The organism is Proteus sp. LHD240705 (assembly GCF_047921555.1).
Lineage (GTDB): Bacteria > Pseudomonadota > Gammaproteobacteria > Enterobacterales > Enterobacteriaceae > Proteus.
On sequence record NZ_JBLRMI010000002.1, the window covers coordinates 466373 to 485802 of the forward strand.

Genomic DNA, 19430 nt, shown 5'->3' on the forward strand with positions numbered 1-19430 from the left:
GAACCAAATAATACTTAGTGTGCCAAAATAAAACAACCAATAGAAATTAAAAGTTGTCTTTTAATTCTCTTAATTTTGTAAATGTCTTAATTGGCGCGTAAGTATTAGGGGTTATACCTAAAATCCTTTGTAAATCAATATCGTCAGATTTCAAAAAAAGATTAATATTCTTTTCGTTTTTTAGTGTTATTGGCACAGTAGGTTGCAAATTTTTACGCATTTCACTAACTTGGGCTAAATAATCGGTAATAAGTGCATTTTCTGGCATGATATGATGTGCAAAGACCATGTTTGATAGGGTGTATTCATGAGCACAACAAATTAATGTGTTATCAGGTAAAGCACTCAATCTTTGTAATGAACTAAACATTTGTTGTGCGGTACCTTCGAATAAACGACCACAACCACCAGAAAAAAGTGTATCGCCACAAAATAAATATGGTTCACAATAATAAGCAACATGACCTAATGTATGACCTGGTGTGCCAATTACATTAAAAGTGAAAGAGCCAACAATAATACGCTCTTGATTATGAATAATATTTTCGGCACCTTTATTTTGTGTTTCTTGTGGGCCAAAAACGTCAATGTTAGGATATTTTTTTACAAGTTCAGCAACTCCACCAACATGATCATCATGATGGTGGGTTAATAAAATCGCGATAGGTATTAGTGAGCGTTGAGAGAGCATTTCAATAACAGGTTTTGCTTGTGACGGATCCACAATCACACATTCACTATTTTCATTACTTAATAGCCAAATGTAGTTATCGGATAAAGCAGGAATTCTGATAAGCTCCATATAAGTTACCTTACTTATAAAATATAAAGGGGTAAACAATGAAAGCAGCGCGTTCAGTAAAACCAATTACAATGCCGGATTCTTGGCGTGATATTCCTTGGGGGGAATATTATCGCATGGCGATTGAATTGCGTTTACAAAACTGGTGGCCGAAAATGTATGGCTTTCATTTGCTAAAACTCGGTCAACTCAGTGCCGAGTTGGATACCAAATTAAGTATCGTTTCACATCAAGTCAATGTGACATCAAATGCAATAAATGCGGATGTTATCGCGTCTTTAAATTATCTACCCTTTGAAAATAAATCGGTTGATGTTTGCCTTATGGCTCATGTACTTGATTATAGTGCAGATCCTCATTGGCTATTAAGAGAAGCTGATCGTGTTTTAATTGATGATGGCTGGATAGTATTAACGAGCTTTAACCCTATTAGTTTATTAGGACTGGGTAAATGCACGCCTGTTTTACGACAAAAACAGCCTTATTCAAGTCGTATGTTTTCACTTCGACGCCAAATTGATTGGCTTAGTGTGCTAAATTACGAAGTGATGACACAACAGAATTTCCAGATTATGCCATGTTCAAGACCAATAAAACGTGATGGTAGCCGCTATCACGCCGGTGGCTGTTTAAATTTAATTATTGCTCGTAAAAGAACGCTTCCTTTAACACCCACTGCATTGAAATTTGCATTGCCACGCATGAGTGTAAAAGGTCGAGTATTAGGTGCTACACGCAATCACTCAGAGCTATAAAATATGATTCATTGTGTTTTATCTTTCTGGCTTTCAATATAGCCAGTATCTTCTTGTGTAGGTGATTGAGCCGCCGTTTTTGCTAATTCATCACAACGTTCATTTTCATCATGACCTGCATGGCCTTTTACCCAATGCCATTCAATTTCATGACGAGTAATAGCACTATCTAAGCGTTTCCATAAATCGACATTAAGTACAGGGCTTTTGTCTGCTTTGCGCCATTGGCGCTTTTTCCAGCTATGGATCCACTGCGTGATACCTTGTCTGACATATTGGCTATCTGTTGTCAGTGTAATTTTACAAGGGAATTTTAATGTTTCTAATGCTACGATAGCGGCAAGAAGTTCCATTCGGTTATTGGTGGTCATAAAAAAACCTTCACTTAGGGTTTTTTCATGTTGTTGATAGCGTAAAATAGCGCCATAACCACCAGGGCCTGGGTTGCCTAAGCATGAACCATCGGTGAATATTTCTACCTGTTTGTGCATAAAGGCGACTTATCCTTTTTGATTAATACGAAAAACTAACCCTAAGTCTGACATAAAAACGGATTATGAGCACTCCAATCACACGACAAATTGTACTTGATACCGAAACCACCGGTATGAATAAGCTGGGCGTTCATTATGAAGGTCATAATATCATTGAAATTGGTGCCGTAGAGGTTATCAATCGTCGACTAACAGGGCGAAATTTCCATGTTTATATTAAGCCTGAAAGATTAGTTGATCCTGAAGCGTTTGAAGTTCACGGTATTAGTGATGAATTTTTAGAGGATTGTCCTTCTTTTGCTGATATTGCCGATGAGTTTTTAGAATATATTCGTGGCGCAGAGCTGATCATTCATAATGCATCGTTCGATATCGGCTTTATGGATTATGAGTTTAGAAAGCTTAATCGTGATATTCCGCCTACTGAAACGTTCTGCCAAATTACCGATAGCCTTGCAATGGCAAGGGCATTATTTCCTGGTAAACGAAATAATCTTGATGCTTTATGTGATAGATACTTAATAGATAACTCTAAACGTACTCTTCACGGCGCGTTATTGGATGCTGAAATACTTTCTGATGTTTACTTGGCTATGACCGGTGGACAAACAGCATTGGCATTTTCAATGGAAGGCGAATCAAGTAACGAGCAAGAGCAAAATGATATTCAGCGTATCGAGCGCCCAGTTTCAGGATTAAGAGTAATAAGAGCAACCGCAGATGAACTTGCTGAGCATGAGTCTCGATTAGATTTAGTTGAGAAGAAAGGCGGGCATTGTTTATGGCGTCCTGCACCAAATGATGAAACTGTTTGAATATAAAAAAAGCACAAAGAGTAAGTTGAGATTAAAAATTATCCAAATGCATCTTTTTGTTAGAAAAACAGTTGACGACAAGGCAAGAGATTCGTAATATTCACCTCGTCCGAAAGGATACGCGGAGCGGTAGTTCAGTTGGTTAGAATACCTGCCTGTCACGCAGGGGGTCGCGGGTTCGAGTCCCGTCCGTTCCGCCAACATTCCAAACCCCAGCATTTATGCTGGGGTTTTTGCGTTTATAGCCTATCAAACTGTTCCTTTTATCAAACTAAAGCACTTTGCTTATCTGTCTTAATCATGCTATTTCTTATCTTTATTTATAAGGATGGTTTGCTATTGATAAAAGACATCAAATCATACTCTTAGGTATATTTAGGATTCATTTATGAAGCAGGAATTTCGTTTACGTTTAAATACGCTATCCAAAGAACTCGATAACTTTTATTATCAAGAATTCGAAACGGAACAAGCCGAATACAGTAAAAATAAAGAGATAAAACAAGCGATTGTTCAATTTATTCTTGAAATAAAAAAATATGATGAGCAAGCATTAATTGATAAAGCGCTAACCCTTATATTTCATAATACAGGTTGTCATATTGATTGCGAAATTCTAGATGAAATTATGCTTCCTGTTATTGAACAAAATATTATCACACCAGAATTGATTGATAAAAATCTGAGAGAGAATTCACCTATGGGACGTTGGTACTGATCCTAAGGAGAAATAATGACATTTTATAAGTTTGGTTTTATTGCTAATACATAAGGCGCACTTATTGATGTAAAAGAGACGAAAAATCGGTTGATTAGTTATTTCTCAAAAATTTGTTGATCTTTGTTCGTTACATAGGCTGAATATCGAATTTATAACGGCTCATTAATATTTTTATTTTAAGGAAAGTAATGGAATTTGTTTAATAGAAAATACGTTTTCTTACCAACTTACTGGAATGTTGTTCGATAACAAATTGATTGTTGCTAATTTAGTCTTTGAAGATGATCTTTTTTATCATTACACATATTTTGAAAATCAGTATATTACTGTGACTGTTGATAGAATTGATGTTGAGTTTATTGAGCCGATTAATCATGATTTTTTTTGACGAAGTACGACACAAAATAGAGAGCTCCGCTTTTTTTTCTAATATGGGAAAAGCGGATTTACAGGCTGATAATGTGATTTTATTTTCAGGTCTGGAGAGTTTATTGCTCTCTGAGTTAGATTTTATATGGTTACCTACCTCACCAACTCAAGATGATCCTTTTTATACAAAGCAAACCCTACCTAAGGCATTAATAGAACAACGTATAAAGATAACGCGTTGTGTGATGGATAGCGTGAAAAATATCCCGTGTACTCCATTTCAATATGATGCCCATGATTTCAATATTGCAGCTAAAAATGCGATTAGTTACGCATTTCGGCAATACTTATCAGAAAAATACTTTTCCCTTGGAGACAACTGGGAAAATATTGTTAATATCTACTATCAAGGATATTGGCCAATAGGGATCTACCATAATAAAGTAATAACTATTTAAATTTGCTGGTTTTTTTAAGGTTTTATAATAACGTAAGGACGTAGAGAAATGGATATCACTAAAATTTATCAATATAAATTAAGAAAATTATTTAATCCAAGAGCGCTTTCTTTTGAACATGGTATTTTATTTTTACAGCCTTGGGAGGGGGAATTGGATGAAATTATTTCAGTAAAACTAAAAAATAAATCAGCTCTTTATCTTTCGTGGTGGAATGAGCTTTTTAATTCAAAAAAAATAGATGAGATTATTAGTGATGAACCTTATGATCAAAATTATTATCAATTTTTTTCTTTTCTGAGAATATTACCTAATTTATTATCTATAAATAGAAATGAAAATTTTTATAATAAAAATTTATTTTCAAGCTATATTGTTTCGCAATTAAAATCCGATCTTTCTTTTTTAGGTAAAGAAAAAGAGAATACCTATAAAACCGAACTTATTAATTATTTATTCTATGATATGGGATTTGCTGATTTTTATTATCATTATTTTATTGTTAAAGATAATAAACTCTACTTTCGTTATTCTAGTGATGAAGTAATAAAAGCTGACGAGCTAATTAATACAACTTATGATCTTGTATTAAAATACAGTAATGAAAAACATCATGATGATTTTAATATAATTAAAAAACAACAAATAGAGATCGTTAATTTTCTTCTAGAGAAAGATGAAAACTTTGTTTTTACACTAGAAGATCAATGTTTAATTTATCTATCACCTGAGAAATTTATCAAAGCGTATAAAAATGATACGGATAAAATATTTAAAATATTAGCCAGTTTCTTAAGTAAAGATCAATCAGCACTCAATGTCTTTGTGTCTAAAATGATCATCATGAATTATAATTATTATATTTTGAAAAACAATCCAAATGAAATTTTGAAATTAAAAGCTTTTTGTAGAAGAGATAATTTAAAATTTTTTCTATTATTGAAATCAATTATTGATTTGCATTTTTTTGTCAGAAAAGAAGATTTTAAGGAATTACACTTAGAATATTACTTATCTAAAATTAATTAAAAATAAGTAGAATATATAAATAAGTTATTTTTATAAAAGGGGTAACAACTGTGTTACGCGATGTTTTCCTTTTATTTATATATGATGTAAATAGGATTTTTATTACTGAATCAGTGAATTATCTGCTTTTTATCTTTTTAAAATTTGTATAATTCTACTTCCTGATAACAAGTCCAGTCAGTTATTAGGCTATAATTAACACAAATACGGTATTTATTTGATTTGATGGATAATTCAGCAATGAAATTTTATCTTGATTAGTCATATCAAGCTAGGGTTTAATAGCACGCTTCTCAATTGCGCAAATTATTGTCTCTTTTGCTTTTTGTTGCGCAACAATGCGGTGGTGTAATGTTATTTCCCGCTTTGATTGTAAAAAATGCTGTGCAAATCAAAGAATTATTGCTTTATGCTAATTACGATAGCCACCTTTGTGGATTTTTTATATTGCGGTTTTTTGCCCGCATTGAGAGAATCAGCTATCTAGATGCTTTTTATCCGACTTGGAGTAGAAAATGACCACTCGTAAAACCCTTGCTAATGCGATCCGTTTTTTAAGTATGGATGCTGTGCAAAAAGCGAAATCAGGACACCCTGGCGCCCCTATGGGTATGGCTGATATTGCAGAAGTATTATGGCGTGATTTTTTAAATCATAACCCAACTAACCCTAACTGGGCTGATCGTGACCGCTTCGTTTTATCTAATGGTCATGCTTCAATGCTGATTTACAGCTTACTGCACCTGTCTGGTTATGAAGTTTCTTTAGATGATCTGAAAAACTTCCGTCAATTGCATTCTAAAACACCAGGTCACCCAGAATATGGTTATACCCCAGGTGTTGAAACAACAACGGGTCCTTTAGGTCAAGGTATTGCAAACGCAGTGGGTTTTGCTATTGCAGAACGTACATTAGCGGCTCAATTTAACCGTCCTGGTCATGACATTGTTGACCATTACACCTACGCCTTTATGGGTGATGGTTGTATGATGGAAGGTATCTCCCACGAAGCGTGTTCTTTAGCGGGAACATTACAATTAGGTAAACTGATTGCATTCTATGATGACAATGGCATCTCTATTGATGGTCAAGTGCATGGTTGGTTTACTGATAACACAGCAGAACGTTTCGACGCTTATGGCTGGCATGTAATCAGTGGTATTGATGGCCACGATGCAGCAAGCATTAAAGCAGCTGTTGAAGCAGCAAAACAAATCACTGACAAACCTTCACTGCTGATTTGTAAAACCACTATCGGTTTTGGTTCTCCTCATAAAGCTGGTACTGCTGATTCTCACGGTTCCCCATTAGGTGATGCAGAAATCGCTGAAACACGTAAAGCGTTAGGCTGGGAATACGGAGCATTCGAAATTCCACAAGAAATTTATAAAGAGTGGGATGCGAAAGAAGCGGGTAAAGCAAAAGAAGCTGCATGGGATGCTAAATTTGCTGCATACGCAGCACAATTCCCTGAATTAGCGGCTGAATTCAAACGCCGTGTTTCTGGTGAATTACCAGCAAACTGGGAAAAAGATTCCAAAGCATTTATTGAAAATCTGCAACAAAACCCTTCAAGCATTGCAAGCCGTAAAGCGTCTCAAAATGCATTAGAAGCATTCGGTAAAGTATTACCAGAATTCATGGGCGGTTCTGCGGACTTAGCACCAAGTAACCTGACTATGTGGTCTGGTTCTAAAGCGCTGAACGAAGACAAAGCGGGTAACTACATCCATTACGGTGTACGTGAATTCGGTATGTCTGCAATCATGAACGGTATTGCACTACATGGCGGTTTTGTTCCTTACGGTGCTACCTTCCTGATGTTTATGGAATATGCACGTAATGCTGTACGTATGGCTGCACTGATGAAGATCCGCAGTATCTTTGTTTATACTCATGACTCTATCGGTCTGGGTGAAGATGGTCCAACTCACCAACCTGTTGAGCAAATGGCAAGCCTGCGTGTAACTCCAAACGTGAGCACATGGCGTCCATGTGACCAAGTTGAATCAGCTGTTGCATGGAAATATGCAATTGATCGTAAAGATGGTCCAACAGCGCTGATCTTCTCTCGTCAAAACCTTGCACAACAACCACGTACTCCAGAGCAACTGGCAAATATCGAGAAGGGTGGTTACATCCTGAAAGATTGCGTTGGTACTCCAGAATTAATCTTTATTGCAACAGGTTCTGAAGTTGAATTAGCGGTTAGCGCTTATGAACAACTGACAGCTGAAGGCCGTAAAGTACGTGTTGTTTCTATGCCAGCAACAGATGCATTTGATAAACAAGATGCAGATTACCGTGAAGCAGTATTACCAGCATCAGTGAAAGCGCGTGTTGCTATCGAAGCAGGTATTGCAGACTACTGGTTCAAGTATGTTGGTTTAGATGGCGCGATTGTAGGTATGCGTAGCTTCGGTGAATCTGCACCTGCAAACGAGTTATTTGAAGAGTTTGGTTTTACTGTTGAAAATGTGGTTACACAGGCAAAATCTTTACTTAAATAATCAATAAATGTTAACAAGAGCACATTTTTGGGAAGAATTTCTCAGATGTGCTCTTTTTTTATCCTTCCATCTTTGTTTACTATTGCGATCTTCTCTCATTTCTCGTAATCTGATTATCAGTAAGCTGAACCGTTTCAGTTAATCCTAAAATGTCGGTGACTGCACAATTTCTAGATTTACTTGATTTATCGTTGTTGATTAGTATCTTGCTCTATTATTCTAAGCGGTTGCAAATCACTAGTTATCAAGGAAGTCACATGACAATCAGAGTCGCTATTAACGGTTTTGGTCGTATAGGGCGTAATGTGTTAAGAGCGCTTTATGAATCAGGTAAACGAGCTGAAATAACAGTTATTGCAATAAATGAATTGGCTGATGCACAAGGTATTGGGCATCTTCTCAAGTATGACTCCAGCCACGGACGTTTTGCTTGGGATGTACGAATTAATAACGATTTATTGCAAGTGGGTGATGATACTATTCGTTTATTTCATCACGCTGATATTACTGATTTACCTTGGGGTGAACTTGGTATTGATGTTGTACTTGATTGTAGTGGTGCTTACGGCTCACGAGCTGATGGCGAAGCGCATATTGCACAAGGCGCAAAGAAAGTACTTTTTTCTCATCCCGGTACAACGGATTTAGATGCAACTGTCGTTTTTGGTGTGAATCAACACGAACTTAAAAAAGAGCACCGAATTGTTTCAAACGCATCTTGTACAACAAATTGCATTATTCCCATCATTAAAATGATGGATGACGCGTTTAATATAGAGTCAGGAACAGTAACCACAATCCATGCAGCCATGAACGATCAACCTGTGATTGATGCATACCATAAGGATTTACGCCGTACTCGTGCAGCAGGACAATCTATTATTCCTGTTGATACGAAATTGGCGGCAGGAATTACTCGAATTTTCCCGAAATTTAAGGATCATTTTGAGGCAATTTCTGTACGAGTTCCTACAATTAATGTGACGGCAATTGATTTAAGTGTCACTGTAAAAACTGCTGTAAATGTGTTAGATGTCAATCGGTTAATTCAAAAATCAGCAACTGGCGCATTTCGTGGTATAGTGGATTACACAGAATTGCCATTAGTCTCAACTGATTTTAACCACGACCCTCATAGTGCAATCGTTGATGGCACACAAACAAGAGTCAGTGGGCAACACCTGATCAAGACTTTAGTCTGGTGTGATAATGAATGGGGCTTTGCTAACAGAATGCTTGATACAACGTTAGCAATGGCTGCAACTGGTTTTAAATAATCATGTTTTAATGACGGTGTCGCGTAATAATACAAGGCACTGAACAGAAGATTACTAAATTTTAGAGAATCAATGAGAGGATTCATCATGTCTGTAATTAAGATGACCGATTTAGACCTAGCGGGTAAACGAGTTCTTATCCGTGCTGACCTGAACGTTCCAGTTAAAGATGGTAAAGTGACTTCAGATGCGCGTATCCGTGCTTCTTTACCAACAATTGAAGCCGCGTTAAAACAAGGCGCTAAAGTGATGGTAACTTCTCACTTAGGTCGTCCTACTGAAGGTGAGTACAACGAAGAGTTCTCTTTAAAACCAGTTGTTGACTATCTGAAAGATAAATTAACTGCACCAGTTAGCCTTGCTAAAGACTATTTAAATGGTGTTGAAGTCAATGCAGGTGAATTAGTTGTTCTTGAAAACGTTCGTTTTAACAAAGGCGAAAAGAAAGACGACGAAACTCTGTCTAAGCAATACGCTGCATTATGTGATGTTTTCGTCATGGATGCATTTGGTACCGCTCACCGTGCTCAAGCATCAACTCATGGTGTTGCTAAATTTGCACAAGTTGCTTGCGCGGGTCCTCTGTTATCAGCAGAGCTTGAAGCATTAGGTAAAGCATTAGATAAACCTGCTCGCCCAATGGTTGCGATTGTTGGTGGTTCTAAAGTTTCAACTAAACTGACTGTATTAGATTCTTTATCAAAAATTGCTGACCAATTAATCGTTGGTGGTGGTATCGCAAATACCTTTATCGCAGCAGAAGGCCATCCAGTAGGTCGTTCTTTATATGAAGCAGACCTTGTTGATGATGCTAAAAAACTGATGGAAAAATGTGATATTCCAGTACCAAGTGATGTTCGTGTTGCAACTGAGTTCTCTGAAACTGCTGAAGCTGTTTTAAAATCAGCAAGTGACATCAAAGATGATGAACAAGTGCTGGATATCGGTGATGTGACAGCAGAACGTTTAGCTGAGATCCTGAAAAACGCGAAAACTATCCTGTGGAATGGTCCAGTCGGTGTGTTTGAATTCCCTAACTTCCGCAAAGGTACAGAAATCATTGCTAATGCAATCGCAGATAGTGAAGCATTCTCTATCGCAGGTGGTGGTGATACGCTGGCTGCTATTGATTTATTTGATATCGCAGACAAAATCTCTTACATTTCAACCGGTGGTGGTGCTTTCTTAGAATTCGTTGAAGGTAAAAAACTTCCTGCTGTTGCAATGTTAGAAGAACGCGCTAAACAGTAATTAAGTCAGCTCATACAGGTAGAAAGTTATTTTCTACCTGTTCCAAATATAGGATCTTATTACATGTCTAAAGTTTTTGATTTCGTGAAACCGGGTGTCATCACTGGTGATGATGTACAAAAAGTATTTGCGGTAGCAAAAGAAAATAAATTTGCTCTGCCTGCGGTTAACTGTGTAGGTACTGACTCAATCAATGCTGTGTTAGAAGCTGCTGCGAAAGTTCGTTCTCCTGTTATTGTACAGTTCTCTAACGGTGGTGCTGCATTTATCGCAGGTAAAGGTCTTAAATCTGATGTACCACAGCAAGCTGCTATTTTAGGCGCAATTTCAGGTGCTCACCATGTGCACCAAATGGCTGAATATTACGGCGTTCCTGTTATCCTGCATACTGACCACTGTGCGAAAAAATTATTACCATGGATTGATGGTCTGTTAGATGCTGGTGAGAAACACTACGCTAAAACAGGCAAACCACTGTTCTCTTCTCACATGATTGACTTATCTGAAGAGTCATTAGAAGAAAACATCGAAATCTGTGCTAAATATTTAGCGCGTATGGCTAAAATCGATATGACTTTAGAAATCGAATTAGGCTGTACGGGTGGTGAAGAAGACGGTGTTGATAACACGGGTATGGACAGCTCTGCGCTTTATACTCAACCAGAAGATGTTGCTTACGCATACGAAAAACTGAGTGCGGTAAGCCCTCGTTTCACTATCGCGGCATCTTTCGGTAACGTTCACGGTGTTTATAAACCAGGTAACGTTCAGTTAACGCCAAAAATTCTACGTAACTCACAAGACTACGTATCAGAAAAATTCAACTTACCACACAATAGCTTAGATTTCGTATTCCACGGCGGCTCCGGTTCTTCAGCAGAAGAAATCAAAGAAGCTGTTGGCTATGGTGTTATCAAAATGAATATCGATACAGATACTCAGTGGGCAACTTGGGATGGTATCTTACAGTTCTACAAAAAGAACGAAGGTTATCTGCAAGGTCAGTTAGGTAACCCAGAAGGTGCTGATAAACCTAACAAGAAATACTACGACCCACGTAACTGGTTACGTCAAGCACAAGCATCAATGGTTGTTCGTTTAGAACAAGCCTTTAAAGAACTGAATGCAATTGATGTTCTGTAATTGAATCATTCTTAATGATTAAACTAAACCCGCTTATTTAGCGGGTTTTTTTATGGCTAGCAAAAAGAGAATAATCTTCTTAGCCCAAAATAAAAGCGCCTATAAATAGGCGCTTAATATTCAATTAGATATTGATTGAAAGATTAGCCAGCGACTTTAACGTCTTTGCTTTCTTCTTTCATCATGCGGTTCAGTAAAGGTACTGTTGCCCACATCACTAAACCAACAATTAAGGTCACAATACCAATTTTACCAAATACATCAGTGTAAATAGGTAATGTTTGTAGTGGATCAGTAATACCTTCTGGTGCTGCTGTGAAAGTCGCTACATAACCCCCTAACAGATAAGCCGTGGCTTGTGTTAAGAACCACATACCTAAAATAAAGCCCATCATGTATTGCGGTACGAATGCTGCAACCATTGCTAAACCTAACGCACTGATCATCAGTTCACCTAAGCTCTGGAATAAGTAAACCAGAACGATAAACCAAGGTGATGTTAAGCCTTGAGCATCGGCAAACCACATACCTGATGCTGCCGCTGTAAGGAATCCTAATGAGCACAGAAGCATACCAGCAGTAAACTTCGCTGGCATTGAGAAATCTTTACCTTTCGCGCCAAAATGGCTGTAAGCGATAGCAAGGATTGGGCTAGCAATAATGATCCAGAATGGGTTTAGTGCTTGGAAGCTTACAGGGTTAATATCAAAGCCTAAAAGCGTGTGATGAACATTATGAATAGCAAAGAAGTTCAGTGACGTTGGCATCTGAGCATACAGAATGTAGAAAACAACAGCTTCTAACATCAGAACAAATGCAACATACATTTTATTACGAGCAACTCTGTCTTTTTGTTTAAACGCTTCACGGAAATAAATGAAGACAACAATAATAGACAAGCTAACTAAGACAATATTTGCAATCATAACGTTGTGCAATAACCATGCACAAACAAATACCATAGCAATTGAGCCAGCAATAACTAATAACAGTTTGCTAAAGTTCATCGGTAAATGGTCTGGTTCAGAACCAATATTGGCAACCATTTTACGACAGAAGAAATAAACTAATAACGCCATGAGCAAGCCAATACCACAGATATTATAAGTCAGTGCATATCCGTAACGTTCAGCAAGTACTGGGGCGATAGATAAAGAAATTAATGAGCCGATATTGATCGACATATAAAATAGCGTAAATGCGCCATCAAGACGTGGATCTTTAGGTGGATAGCATTTCGCTAATAAACTTGCAGGATTGGCTTTAAATAAACCATTACCTACTGCGATAGTTCCCAATGCGTAGAAAATTAAATTAGGATACATAATTGACATACCAGTCATGAAATAACCGATAGCCAAAACAATAGCACCTAAAACAATGGTTCGTTTTGTTCCTAATAAGTGGTCACCAACATAACCACCAATAGAAATAAGCCCATAAACCAGTGCAGAGAATGCACCAAAAGTAATGAAAGCCTGTTCTTGAGAGAAACCGAGTTTACTAACAAAATAAACGGCAAGAATACCTTGTACGCCGTAGTAACCAAAACGTTCCCATAATTCTACAAAGAAAATCATAAAGAATGGTTTAGGCTGTTGTAATAAACCGACTTGAGCGGGTTTATCCATATCTGTAATGCCCCTAATTATTATTTATTTTCAACAACGATGTTATTTACTCACATTCACGAGGAATGTTACACGACGGTAACATTATCTGTCGCATTTAGAGTGATGTTTGCAAATTTAAGAAGGTAATCAGCAAGTCGAGTAGACTAATATATTGATGGAATGACTTCTCAAAGGTTGATCACACTGTGGGTAAGATTAATACCAGATTGAAAAAAATATTCATTAGTTTATTTTAAAATAAAGTCATTTAATTGATCTTTGGTATAAAATATAATCAGGAAGATTATTATTTGTTTGTATTTTAATCTGAGTAAATTAAATAAAGATACAGGATAAAAGTAGAGAGAAAATATTTTTGATTATGTGACTGATTGATTCTAGAAAGAAATTTTTCATTATAATTAAAAATTAATCTTTTATAACAAACAGATGTTAATAAATATTTAATAAATATCTAAACGCTAGTGAATGTTATTTAGTTAAATAAATATTCATTTAATATAAATAAATATTTAATTTATGATGTGATTATAATCAATAAAAAAACGCCCTTATTAAAAGTGCGTTTTTATCTTGAGGTAAAATAGGTGAAATTTAAACAGGGATTGGTACTTGTTCATTTTTAACAGAATGGAAACGACGCTTGAAATAAATAAGCCCATCACCATCTTCACGCACCGAAATATTCTTAATTTCGGTCATATAAACAAAATGTGTACCCACTTGGCGTACATCATAAATATCACCTTCTAGGCAGGCAAGCGCATTTGTTAATACGGGTTGTTGTAATTGTCCGTTTTGCCATCCTGGTTGGGTAAAGCGCTCAGCCATCGCAAGCCCTGTCATTCCGGCGAAATGACATGCCATTTCTTCTTGCTCATGATTCAATATATTGATGCTTAATTTTCCATTTTCTTGAAAAATAGCGTTCATTTGGCTTTTACTGTTGATGCAGACCATCACGGTAGGCGGGTTATCAGTAACAGAACATACAGCTGTTGCTGTTAAGCCACAACATCCCGCATCACCATTTGTTGCCACGATATTGACCGCAGCACCTAAGCTTGCCATCGCATCCCGAAAAAGTGGGTTAGCCTGTTTTTCCTCAGACATTATTTACTCCTACTGCCAGACTTCTCGTCTGTGGGCGTCTTCACTTAAAATAATTATTAGTTAGATAACTAAAAAAATCACCTAACTACTTCGCTAACAAAGTTGTGATGTTATTGCCGGTTTCTTTGTTGCGTTGTTTTAAAGCCGTAACGCTACCGCGCATGAACAAAGATAGCAATCTTTCTTTGTTACAACTCGTTAACTTTATCTCAAATAACGGTGAGACAACCTTATCTCTAAGCGCCATTATTCCTAATATAGAGGTAGGATAATAGGCAAATTAGGCTACTTTTTTTGATTGGTAAACAGATAACACAAATTGCCAATTCATAAAAATTGCGTATAGCTCAAGATGTTGCGGAAGATGAAATTAATCCTAAAAAAGGAACGTGGGTGATAAATTGCACAAAGGGAAGAAAATTGCAAAAATTGAGTCAACTTTATTTATTTGTTAATATGAATAATTGTAACAATTAGTCTATTCTTAGAATATAGTCATTTTATAAACCATAAACAGCGGTACTTTTTCACTGTCTATATTGAGTGATATTTTGTCATTTCACCTATAACACCATATAAAGAGCTTCTTGATTATGCATGAATCATTAACTATCGCGCTATTACAAGCTCGGGAATCTGCAATGGGTTTTTTTCGACCTGTTCTCAAAGAGCATAATCTGACAGAACAGCAGTGGCGGATTATTCGAGTACTTGCGGATAAGCGTTCTATTGATTTTCACGAATTAGCGCAAAAAGCGTGTATTCTTCGACCTAGTTTAACGGGCATTCTGATTCGAATGGAAAGGGACGAATTAATTTGTCGCTTAAAACCCGTGAGTGACCAACGTAAGCTGTTTGTCTCTCTTTCTGCTAATGGTCAAAATTTATACGACATAATTCAGCCTAAAATAGATAAGGGCTATCAATTAATTGAGCAAAAATTTTCCACTGAAAAATTACAGCGACTGTCAGGTCTATTAAAAGAGTTGATTGCTTTAGAGGCTGATGACTCGGCGCAAGCTGAAAAATAAGTTATCTTGAAAGTAAGAAAAAAAGGTGATGTTTAACACATCACCTTTTGGACTTTTATCAGTGGATAGAATTATTGTTTACCTAACACATGTAAAAAGTGAATGTGTTTTTCGTACTGATCAAGAATATCGTGAATGATTTGTTCTTTCGTCCAACCCATTACATCGTAATCTTGCCCACCTTCTTTTAAATGAATTTCAGCACGATAATATTTATGTTCTTCGTCTTTTTCTTCATCACTTAATCCAGCTAAAGCAAAGGCAGGTTGAGTATAAAAACGTAGGCGAACTTCATAGAAGAAATTCATGTCATCGCCTAAATCGACTTCAAAACCAATTCGATCATCTTCTTCATTATGGATAAAACATTGCGTTGCTTGCTTACTTAACTCAGCAGATACCATTTCCATTGAGGGTTGGATCACTTCATCCATAAAACGTTTTACATGAGAGCGTTTAGGAAAATAGGCAATATTTCTTAAACGGCGTTGCCAAGGGATCGGATTGCGGCTTGCTGGTGGTGCAATTGTCGTGAGTTGTTGGCTATCACGTTTATATACATCCACTCGCAATGCTTTTATTAGTCCATAAATAGAAGCAAGCAATACTATCGAGAAGGGAAGTGCACTTGCAATGGTTACTGTTTGTAGTGCAGTTAAACCACCCGCTAACAATAAAGTAATTGCAGAAACGCCCATTAAACCCGCCCAGAAAATGCGTTGCCATACTGGTGTTTCGCTATCACCACCAGAAGCTAAAGTATCAACAACCATCGCGCCTGAGTCTGCTGAAGTCACAAAGAAGACAACGACCATCAACATCGCAAAGAAGGATAAAACAGATGAGAATGGGAAATAATTTAAGAACTCAAATAAAGCCAATGACACATCTTGTTGTACGATATTGGCGAGGGCTTCTGCCCCTTTATCTTTGATTAAATGAATCGCTGTGTTACCAAAAACGGTCATCCAGAGTAAAGTAAAACCAGCAGGAACAAACAGAACACCGACAACAAATTCACGAATAGTACGACCTCGTGAAATACGTGCGATAAACATCCCTACAAATGGTGACCATGAAAGCCACCAACCCCAATAAAGCAGTGTCCATCCCCCTAACCAATCACTCGATTTTGGTTCGTATGCATAAAGATTAAAGGTTTTACTGACAATTTCGGATAGATATCCCCCTGTATTTTCAACAAATGATTTTAATATCAATACAGTTGGACCGAGAATAATGACTAATAAAAGAAGAATAACCGCCAATCCTAAGTTAAGTTCAGATAAAAAACGAATGCCTTTTTCTAAACCAGAAACAACAGAAATGGTTGCAAGCCCTGTGATCACAACAATCAATACGACTTGAATCGTTGGGTTAATAGGTACATTAAAGAGGTGGTTTAAACCCGCATTAACTTGTAGAACACCAAAACCAAGGGAAGTTGCGACACCAAATACGGTTCCCATAACAGCGAAAATATCAACAGCATGACCAATTGGGCCATGTATGCGATCACCAATAATTGGGTAAAGTGCAGAACGCAGTGTTAACGGTAAACCATGGCGATAAGAGAAGAAAGCTAAGATCAAAGCGACAATGGCGTAAATTGCCCATGCATGTAATCCCCAGTGGAAAAAGGTTAATCGCATGGCTTCTTTTGCGGCTTCTATGGTTTGAGCTTCACCGGTTGGAGGCATCAGATAATGCATAACAGGTTCAGCAACACCAAAGAACATTAAGCCAATCCCCATTCCTGCTGAAAAGAGCATGGCAAACCAAGCAAAATAACTAAAGTGAGGGCGAGCGTGATCAGGGCCTAATTTGATTTCACCAAATCGAGAAAGCCCTAAATAAGTCACACTCAGCAAAATCAATGCAACGGCTAGAATGTAGAACCAACTCGCATTCGTGAAGAGATTTTCCTGAAGATGACTGAGTTTATCATTTGCCAGCTCTGGAAATAATGCAGAGAAGCCAACGACCAATAAAATTAATAATGCAGATGTATAAAAAACGGGAGGATTAATTTTCATCCTAACTTTTTGAGGGGTTATATCGTTTTGTTGACTCATAGCTAACCTATTTTTTGTTATTTTCCTAGAAAGAGACTTTTCGCTATCAATTTTCTGATTGTCTATGTGATCAGAAAAGAAAAGTTCATAAGAAAATTTGAATAAAGCATCAAATTAGTGTGATGTTTTATAAAAAGAACGGAAGCAAATTATTTTTTCCGTAAGATGAAGAAAATGACAATTAAATCAATTTATTGCTGTTTTTTGTTTATAGGTGCTTTCGCACTTTAATAGGTTTCTCCTGTTGAAAAAAGGAGAACATGGTTACATTTTTTGCTTAATCGATCAACCCTTGTCTTTTTTATGAACAAAAAAAGCCAGTAAAAATTTACTGGCTCACAAATCATCAAAAAAACTGAAATCGGATTATTTGTTTTCAGTTTTTAACTCATCAATTTTTTGTTTCGCTTGATCGGTTAATTGATCCGCTTTATCAAGTGCTTTGTTTTCAGTTTCTTGGGCTTGCTGTTTTACATCATCACTTGTTTTTGCAGCATCACCTTTTAGCTGATCAATTTTGTTGCCTGCTTCTTGCATTAGGTTATCTGCTGTTTTACTCGCATCTTGTTTTAACTCTGCGGCTTTTTCAGATAATTTGTTACCTTCAGCTTCTAGGTTTTGCTTAACTTCTTCAGCTTTTGCAGCACTTGCATCTTTTAGCTCAGCTGCTTTTTGTTCAGCTTTATCTTTTAGCTCTTGAGCTTGTTGTGTTAATTCATCTGCTTTTGCTGATGCATCTTCTTTCAAGTCAGCAGCTTTATCTTTGGCTTGTTCAGTTAATTCATTCGCTTTATCTTGCGCAGTTTCGGTGACTTGAGTTGCTGTCTCTTTCGCCTTGTCAATGCCTTCATCAACTTTTTTAGATGAATCATCACAACCAGCTGTAATGGTAACAAGACCCGCTAGAACCAATGAAGTAAGTAGTTTTTTATTCATTTTTTTCTCCAAAATATGTGTTCAAAAACAATTCAGTGATATCCCGCGTAAAAACTAGAAAAGGCGAGAAACTATTGCGTTGATTGTAAGAGATTACGGCAAAACTATCTTAATAAGTATAGTGCGAGTCTTAAAATCAACAAACCTAAGTATATTAAGTGTTTTTTCTTAGTCAAATCCCATGAAAAACAAAGTAAAAATAATTTAGATTTTTATCTAGATGAGATTTTCTGCTTTATAATAAGTGCAGAAATTATTGGAAATGTGAGACGCAAATGGAATATTACTTTCTGGTTGTTATCAAATTTATTATTGGTTTTACTATCATACTAGCCCATATGAATTTATCGGGTAAAACACAACTCTCCCAATTAACACCTATTGATTTTATTGGTAATTTTGTGCTCGGTGGCATTATGGGTGGGGTAATTTATACCGATGCGATCCCTCTTTATCAATATATTATCGTCTTCTTAATTGGTGTCTGTTTTATCTCTTTGCTTAATTATATCAGCAAACATTTCAATTTTTTCCGTGCAGTGACCATTGGTAATCCTATTCCTATTATCAAGAAGGGAGAGTTTATTATGGAAAACATCATGGAGAAAAAAAATAAAATAGACATTCTTAACATCACGTCTCGTCTTCATGCTCAAGGTATTCATTCATATCAGGAAGTCAATTACGCCCAGATTGAACCTGATGGACAAATCACGGTGGTATGTGATGGTGCAAAAATGCCTTCGATTATTGTCATGAAAGACGGAGTTATTCGAACATCAGAATTAGCGCAAATAGAAAAAGACGAAGTGTGGCTACAAGATGAGATGAAAAATCAACATATTGATAAACCAGAAGATGTTTTTTTGGCGGAATTTTGGGATGGCAAAGTGAATTTTATTTTGCAAGATGGAAAGATAAAACGTACCGCGCTATTGAAGGATAATTAAAGAAGTTTAAATCAATGGTTGGATGATTTGTGAATAGCGAAATGGCGACATCATGCCGCCATTGTTA

Annotated in this window: 17 protein-coding genes and 1 tRNA gene; 12 read left to right on the forward strand and 6 right to left on the reverse strand. The window is 36.7% G+C overall.

The features are described from left to right. Positions 1-46: 46 nt before the first annotated feature. Entirely contained in the window at positions 47-802 is a 756-nt protein-coding gene (gene gloB / locus ACNART_RS05415; RefSeq protein WP_198619416.1) for a hydroxyacylglutathione hydrolase, read from the reverse strand. Positions 803-840: 38 nt separating this feature from the next. Between gloB and ACNART_RS05420 the strand changes: the two genes are divergently transcribed. Next, a complete protein-coding gene (locus tag ACNART_RS05420) occupies positions 841-1557 on the forward strand; it encodes a methyltransferase domain-containing protein (protein ID WP_198619417.1) in 717 nt (238 codons plus the stop codon). Positions 1558-1565: 8 nt separating this feature from the next. On the opposite strand, the gene rnhA is transcribed toward ACNART_RS05420, so the two are convergent. Further along, a complete protein-coding gene (rnhA, locus tag ACNART_RS05425; RefSeq protein ID WP_023581088.1) occupies positions 1566-2048 on the reverse strand; it encodes a ribonuclease HI in 483 nt (160 codons plus the stop codon). 65 nt (positions 2049-2113) lie between these two features. Between rnhA and dnaQ the strand changes: the two genes are divergently transcribed. The 9 genes from dnaQ to fbaA all read left to right on the forward strand — a co-directional run bounded on the left by dnaQ (position 2114) and on the right by fbaA (position 11624). Beyond that, the gene (gene dnaQ, locus ACNART_RS05430) at positions 2114-2866 is read left to right on the forward strand and encodes a DNA polymerase III subunit epsilon (RefSeq protein ID WP_109371526.1); all 753 of its coding nucleotides are present in this window, start codon (positions 2114-2116) and stop codon (positions 2864-2866) included. Between the two features lie 123 nt (positions 2867-2989). Next, positions 2990-3066, forward strand: a tRNA-Asp gene (locus ACNART_RS05435). Positions 3067-3254: 188 nt separating this feature from the next. Further along, positions 3255-3584 (forward strand): hypothetical protein, encoded by a 330-nt coding sequence (locus tag ACNART_RS05440; RefSeq protein WP_198619418.1) that lies wholly within the window; start codon positions 3255-3257, stop codon positions 3582-3584. A 377-nt stretch (positions 3585-3961) separates the two neighbouring features. Beyond that, entirely contained in the window at positions 3962-4414 is a 453-nt protein-coding gene (locus ACNART_RS05445) for a hypothetical protein (RefSeq protein WP_198619419.1), read from the forward strand. Positions 4415-4462: 48 nt separating this feature from the next. Next, on the forward strand, positions 4463-5443 hold the full coding sequence (locus ACNART_RS05450; protein WP_198632117.1) for a hypothetical protein: 981 nt from the start codon (positions 4463-4465) through the stop codon (positions 5441-5443). Between the two features lie 515 nt (positions 5444-5958). Beyond that, a complete protein-coding gene (gene tkt / locus ACNART_RS05455; RefSeq protein WP_198619421.1) occupies positions 5959-7953 on the forward strand; it encodes a transketolase in 1995 nt (664 codons plus the stop codon). Positions 7954-8210: 257 nt separating this feature from the next. Next, positions 8211-9230 carry an erythrose-4-phosphate dehydrogenase gene (gene epd, locus ACNART_RS05460; RefSeq protein ID WP_098940985.1) on the forward strand — a complete coding sequence of 340 codons (1020 nt, stop codon included), beginning with the start codon at positions 8211-8213 and terminating at the stop codon, positions 9228-9230. A gap of 87 nt (positions 9231-9317) precedes the next feature. Further along, positions 9318-10481: a phosphoglycerate kinase gene (pgk, locus tag ACNART_RS05465; RefSeq protein ID WP_099074324.1), complete on the forward strand. Its 1164-nt coding sequence runs from the start codon at positions 9318-9320 to the stop codon at positions 10479-10481. Between the two features lie 63 nt (positions 10482-10544). Further along, positions 10545-11624 (forward strand): class II fructose-bisphosphate aldolase, encoded by a 1080-nt coding sequence (fbaA, locus tag ACNART_RS05470; RefSeq protein ID WP_198619423.1) that lies wholly within the window; start codon positions 10545-10547, stop codon positions 11622-11624. Positions 11625-11767: 143 nt separating this feature from the next. Here the strand turns inward: fbaA and dtpB are convergent, their stop codons facing one another. After that, positions 11768-13255 (reverse strand): dipeptide/tripeptide permease DtpB, encoded by a 1488-nt coding sequence (gene dtpB / locus ACNART_RS05475; protein ID WP_198619424.1) that lies wholly within the window; start codon positions 13253-13255, stop codon positions 11768-11770. A 597-nt stretch (positions 13256-13852) separates the two neighbouring features. Continuing rightward, the gene (hpaC, locus tag ACNART_RS05480) at positions 13853-14371 is read right to left on the reverse strand and encodes a 4-hydroxyphenylacetate 3-monooxygenase, reductase component (RefSeq protein ID WP_198619425.1); all 519 of its coding nucleotides are present in this window, start codon (positions 14369-14371) and stop codon (positions 13853-13855) included. Between the two features lie 593 nt (positions 14372-14964). Between hpaC and hpaR the strand changes: the two genes are divergently transcribed. Continuing rightward, positions 14965-15402, forward strand: a complete 438-nt coding sequence (gene hpaR / locus ACNART_RS05485; RefSeq protein WP_109371512.1) for a homoprotocatechuate degradation operon regulator HpaR — start codon at positions 14965-14967, stop codon at positions 15400-15402. A 71-nt stretch (positions 15403-15473) separates the two neighbouring features. Here the strand turns inward: hpaR and betT are convergent, their stop codons facing one another. Both betT and ACNART_RS05495 read right to left on the reverse strand, forming a co-directional pair. After that, positions 15474-17477: a choline BCCT transporter BetT gene (gene betT, locus ACNART_RS05490; protein ID WP_198619426.1), complete on the reverse strand. Its 2004-nt coding sequence runs from the start codon at positions 17475-17477 to the stop codon at positions 15474-15476. A gap of 366 nt (positions 17478-17843) precedes the next feature. Continuing rightward, positions 17844-18413: a hypothetical protein gene (locus ACNART_RS05495; RefSeq protein ID WP_198619427.1), complete on the reverse strand. Its 570-nt coding sequence runs from the start codon at positions 18411-18413 to the stop codon at positions 17844-17846. 275 nt (positions 18414-18688) lie between these two features. On the opposite strand from ACNART_RS05495, the gene ACNART_RS05500 reads away from it, so the two are divergent. Next, positions 18689-19363, forward strand: coding sequence for a DUF421 domain-containing protein (locus ACNART_RS05500; RefSeq protein ID WP_198619428.1), 675 nt, complete (start codon positions 18689-18691; stop codon positions 19361-19363). Positions 19364-19430: the final 67 nt, after the last annotated feature.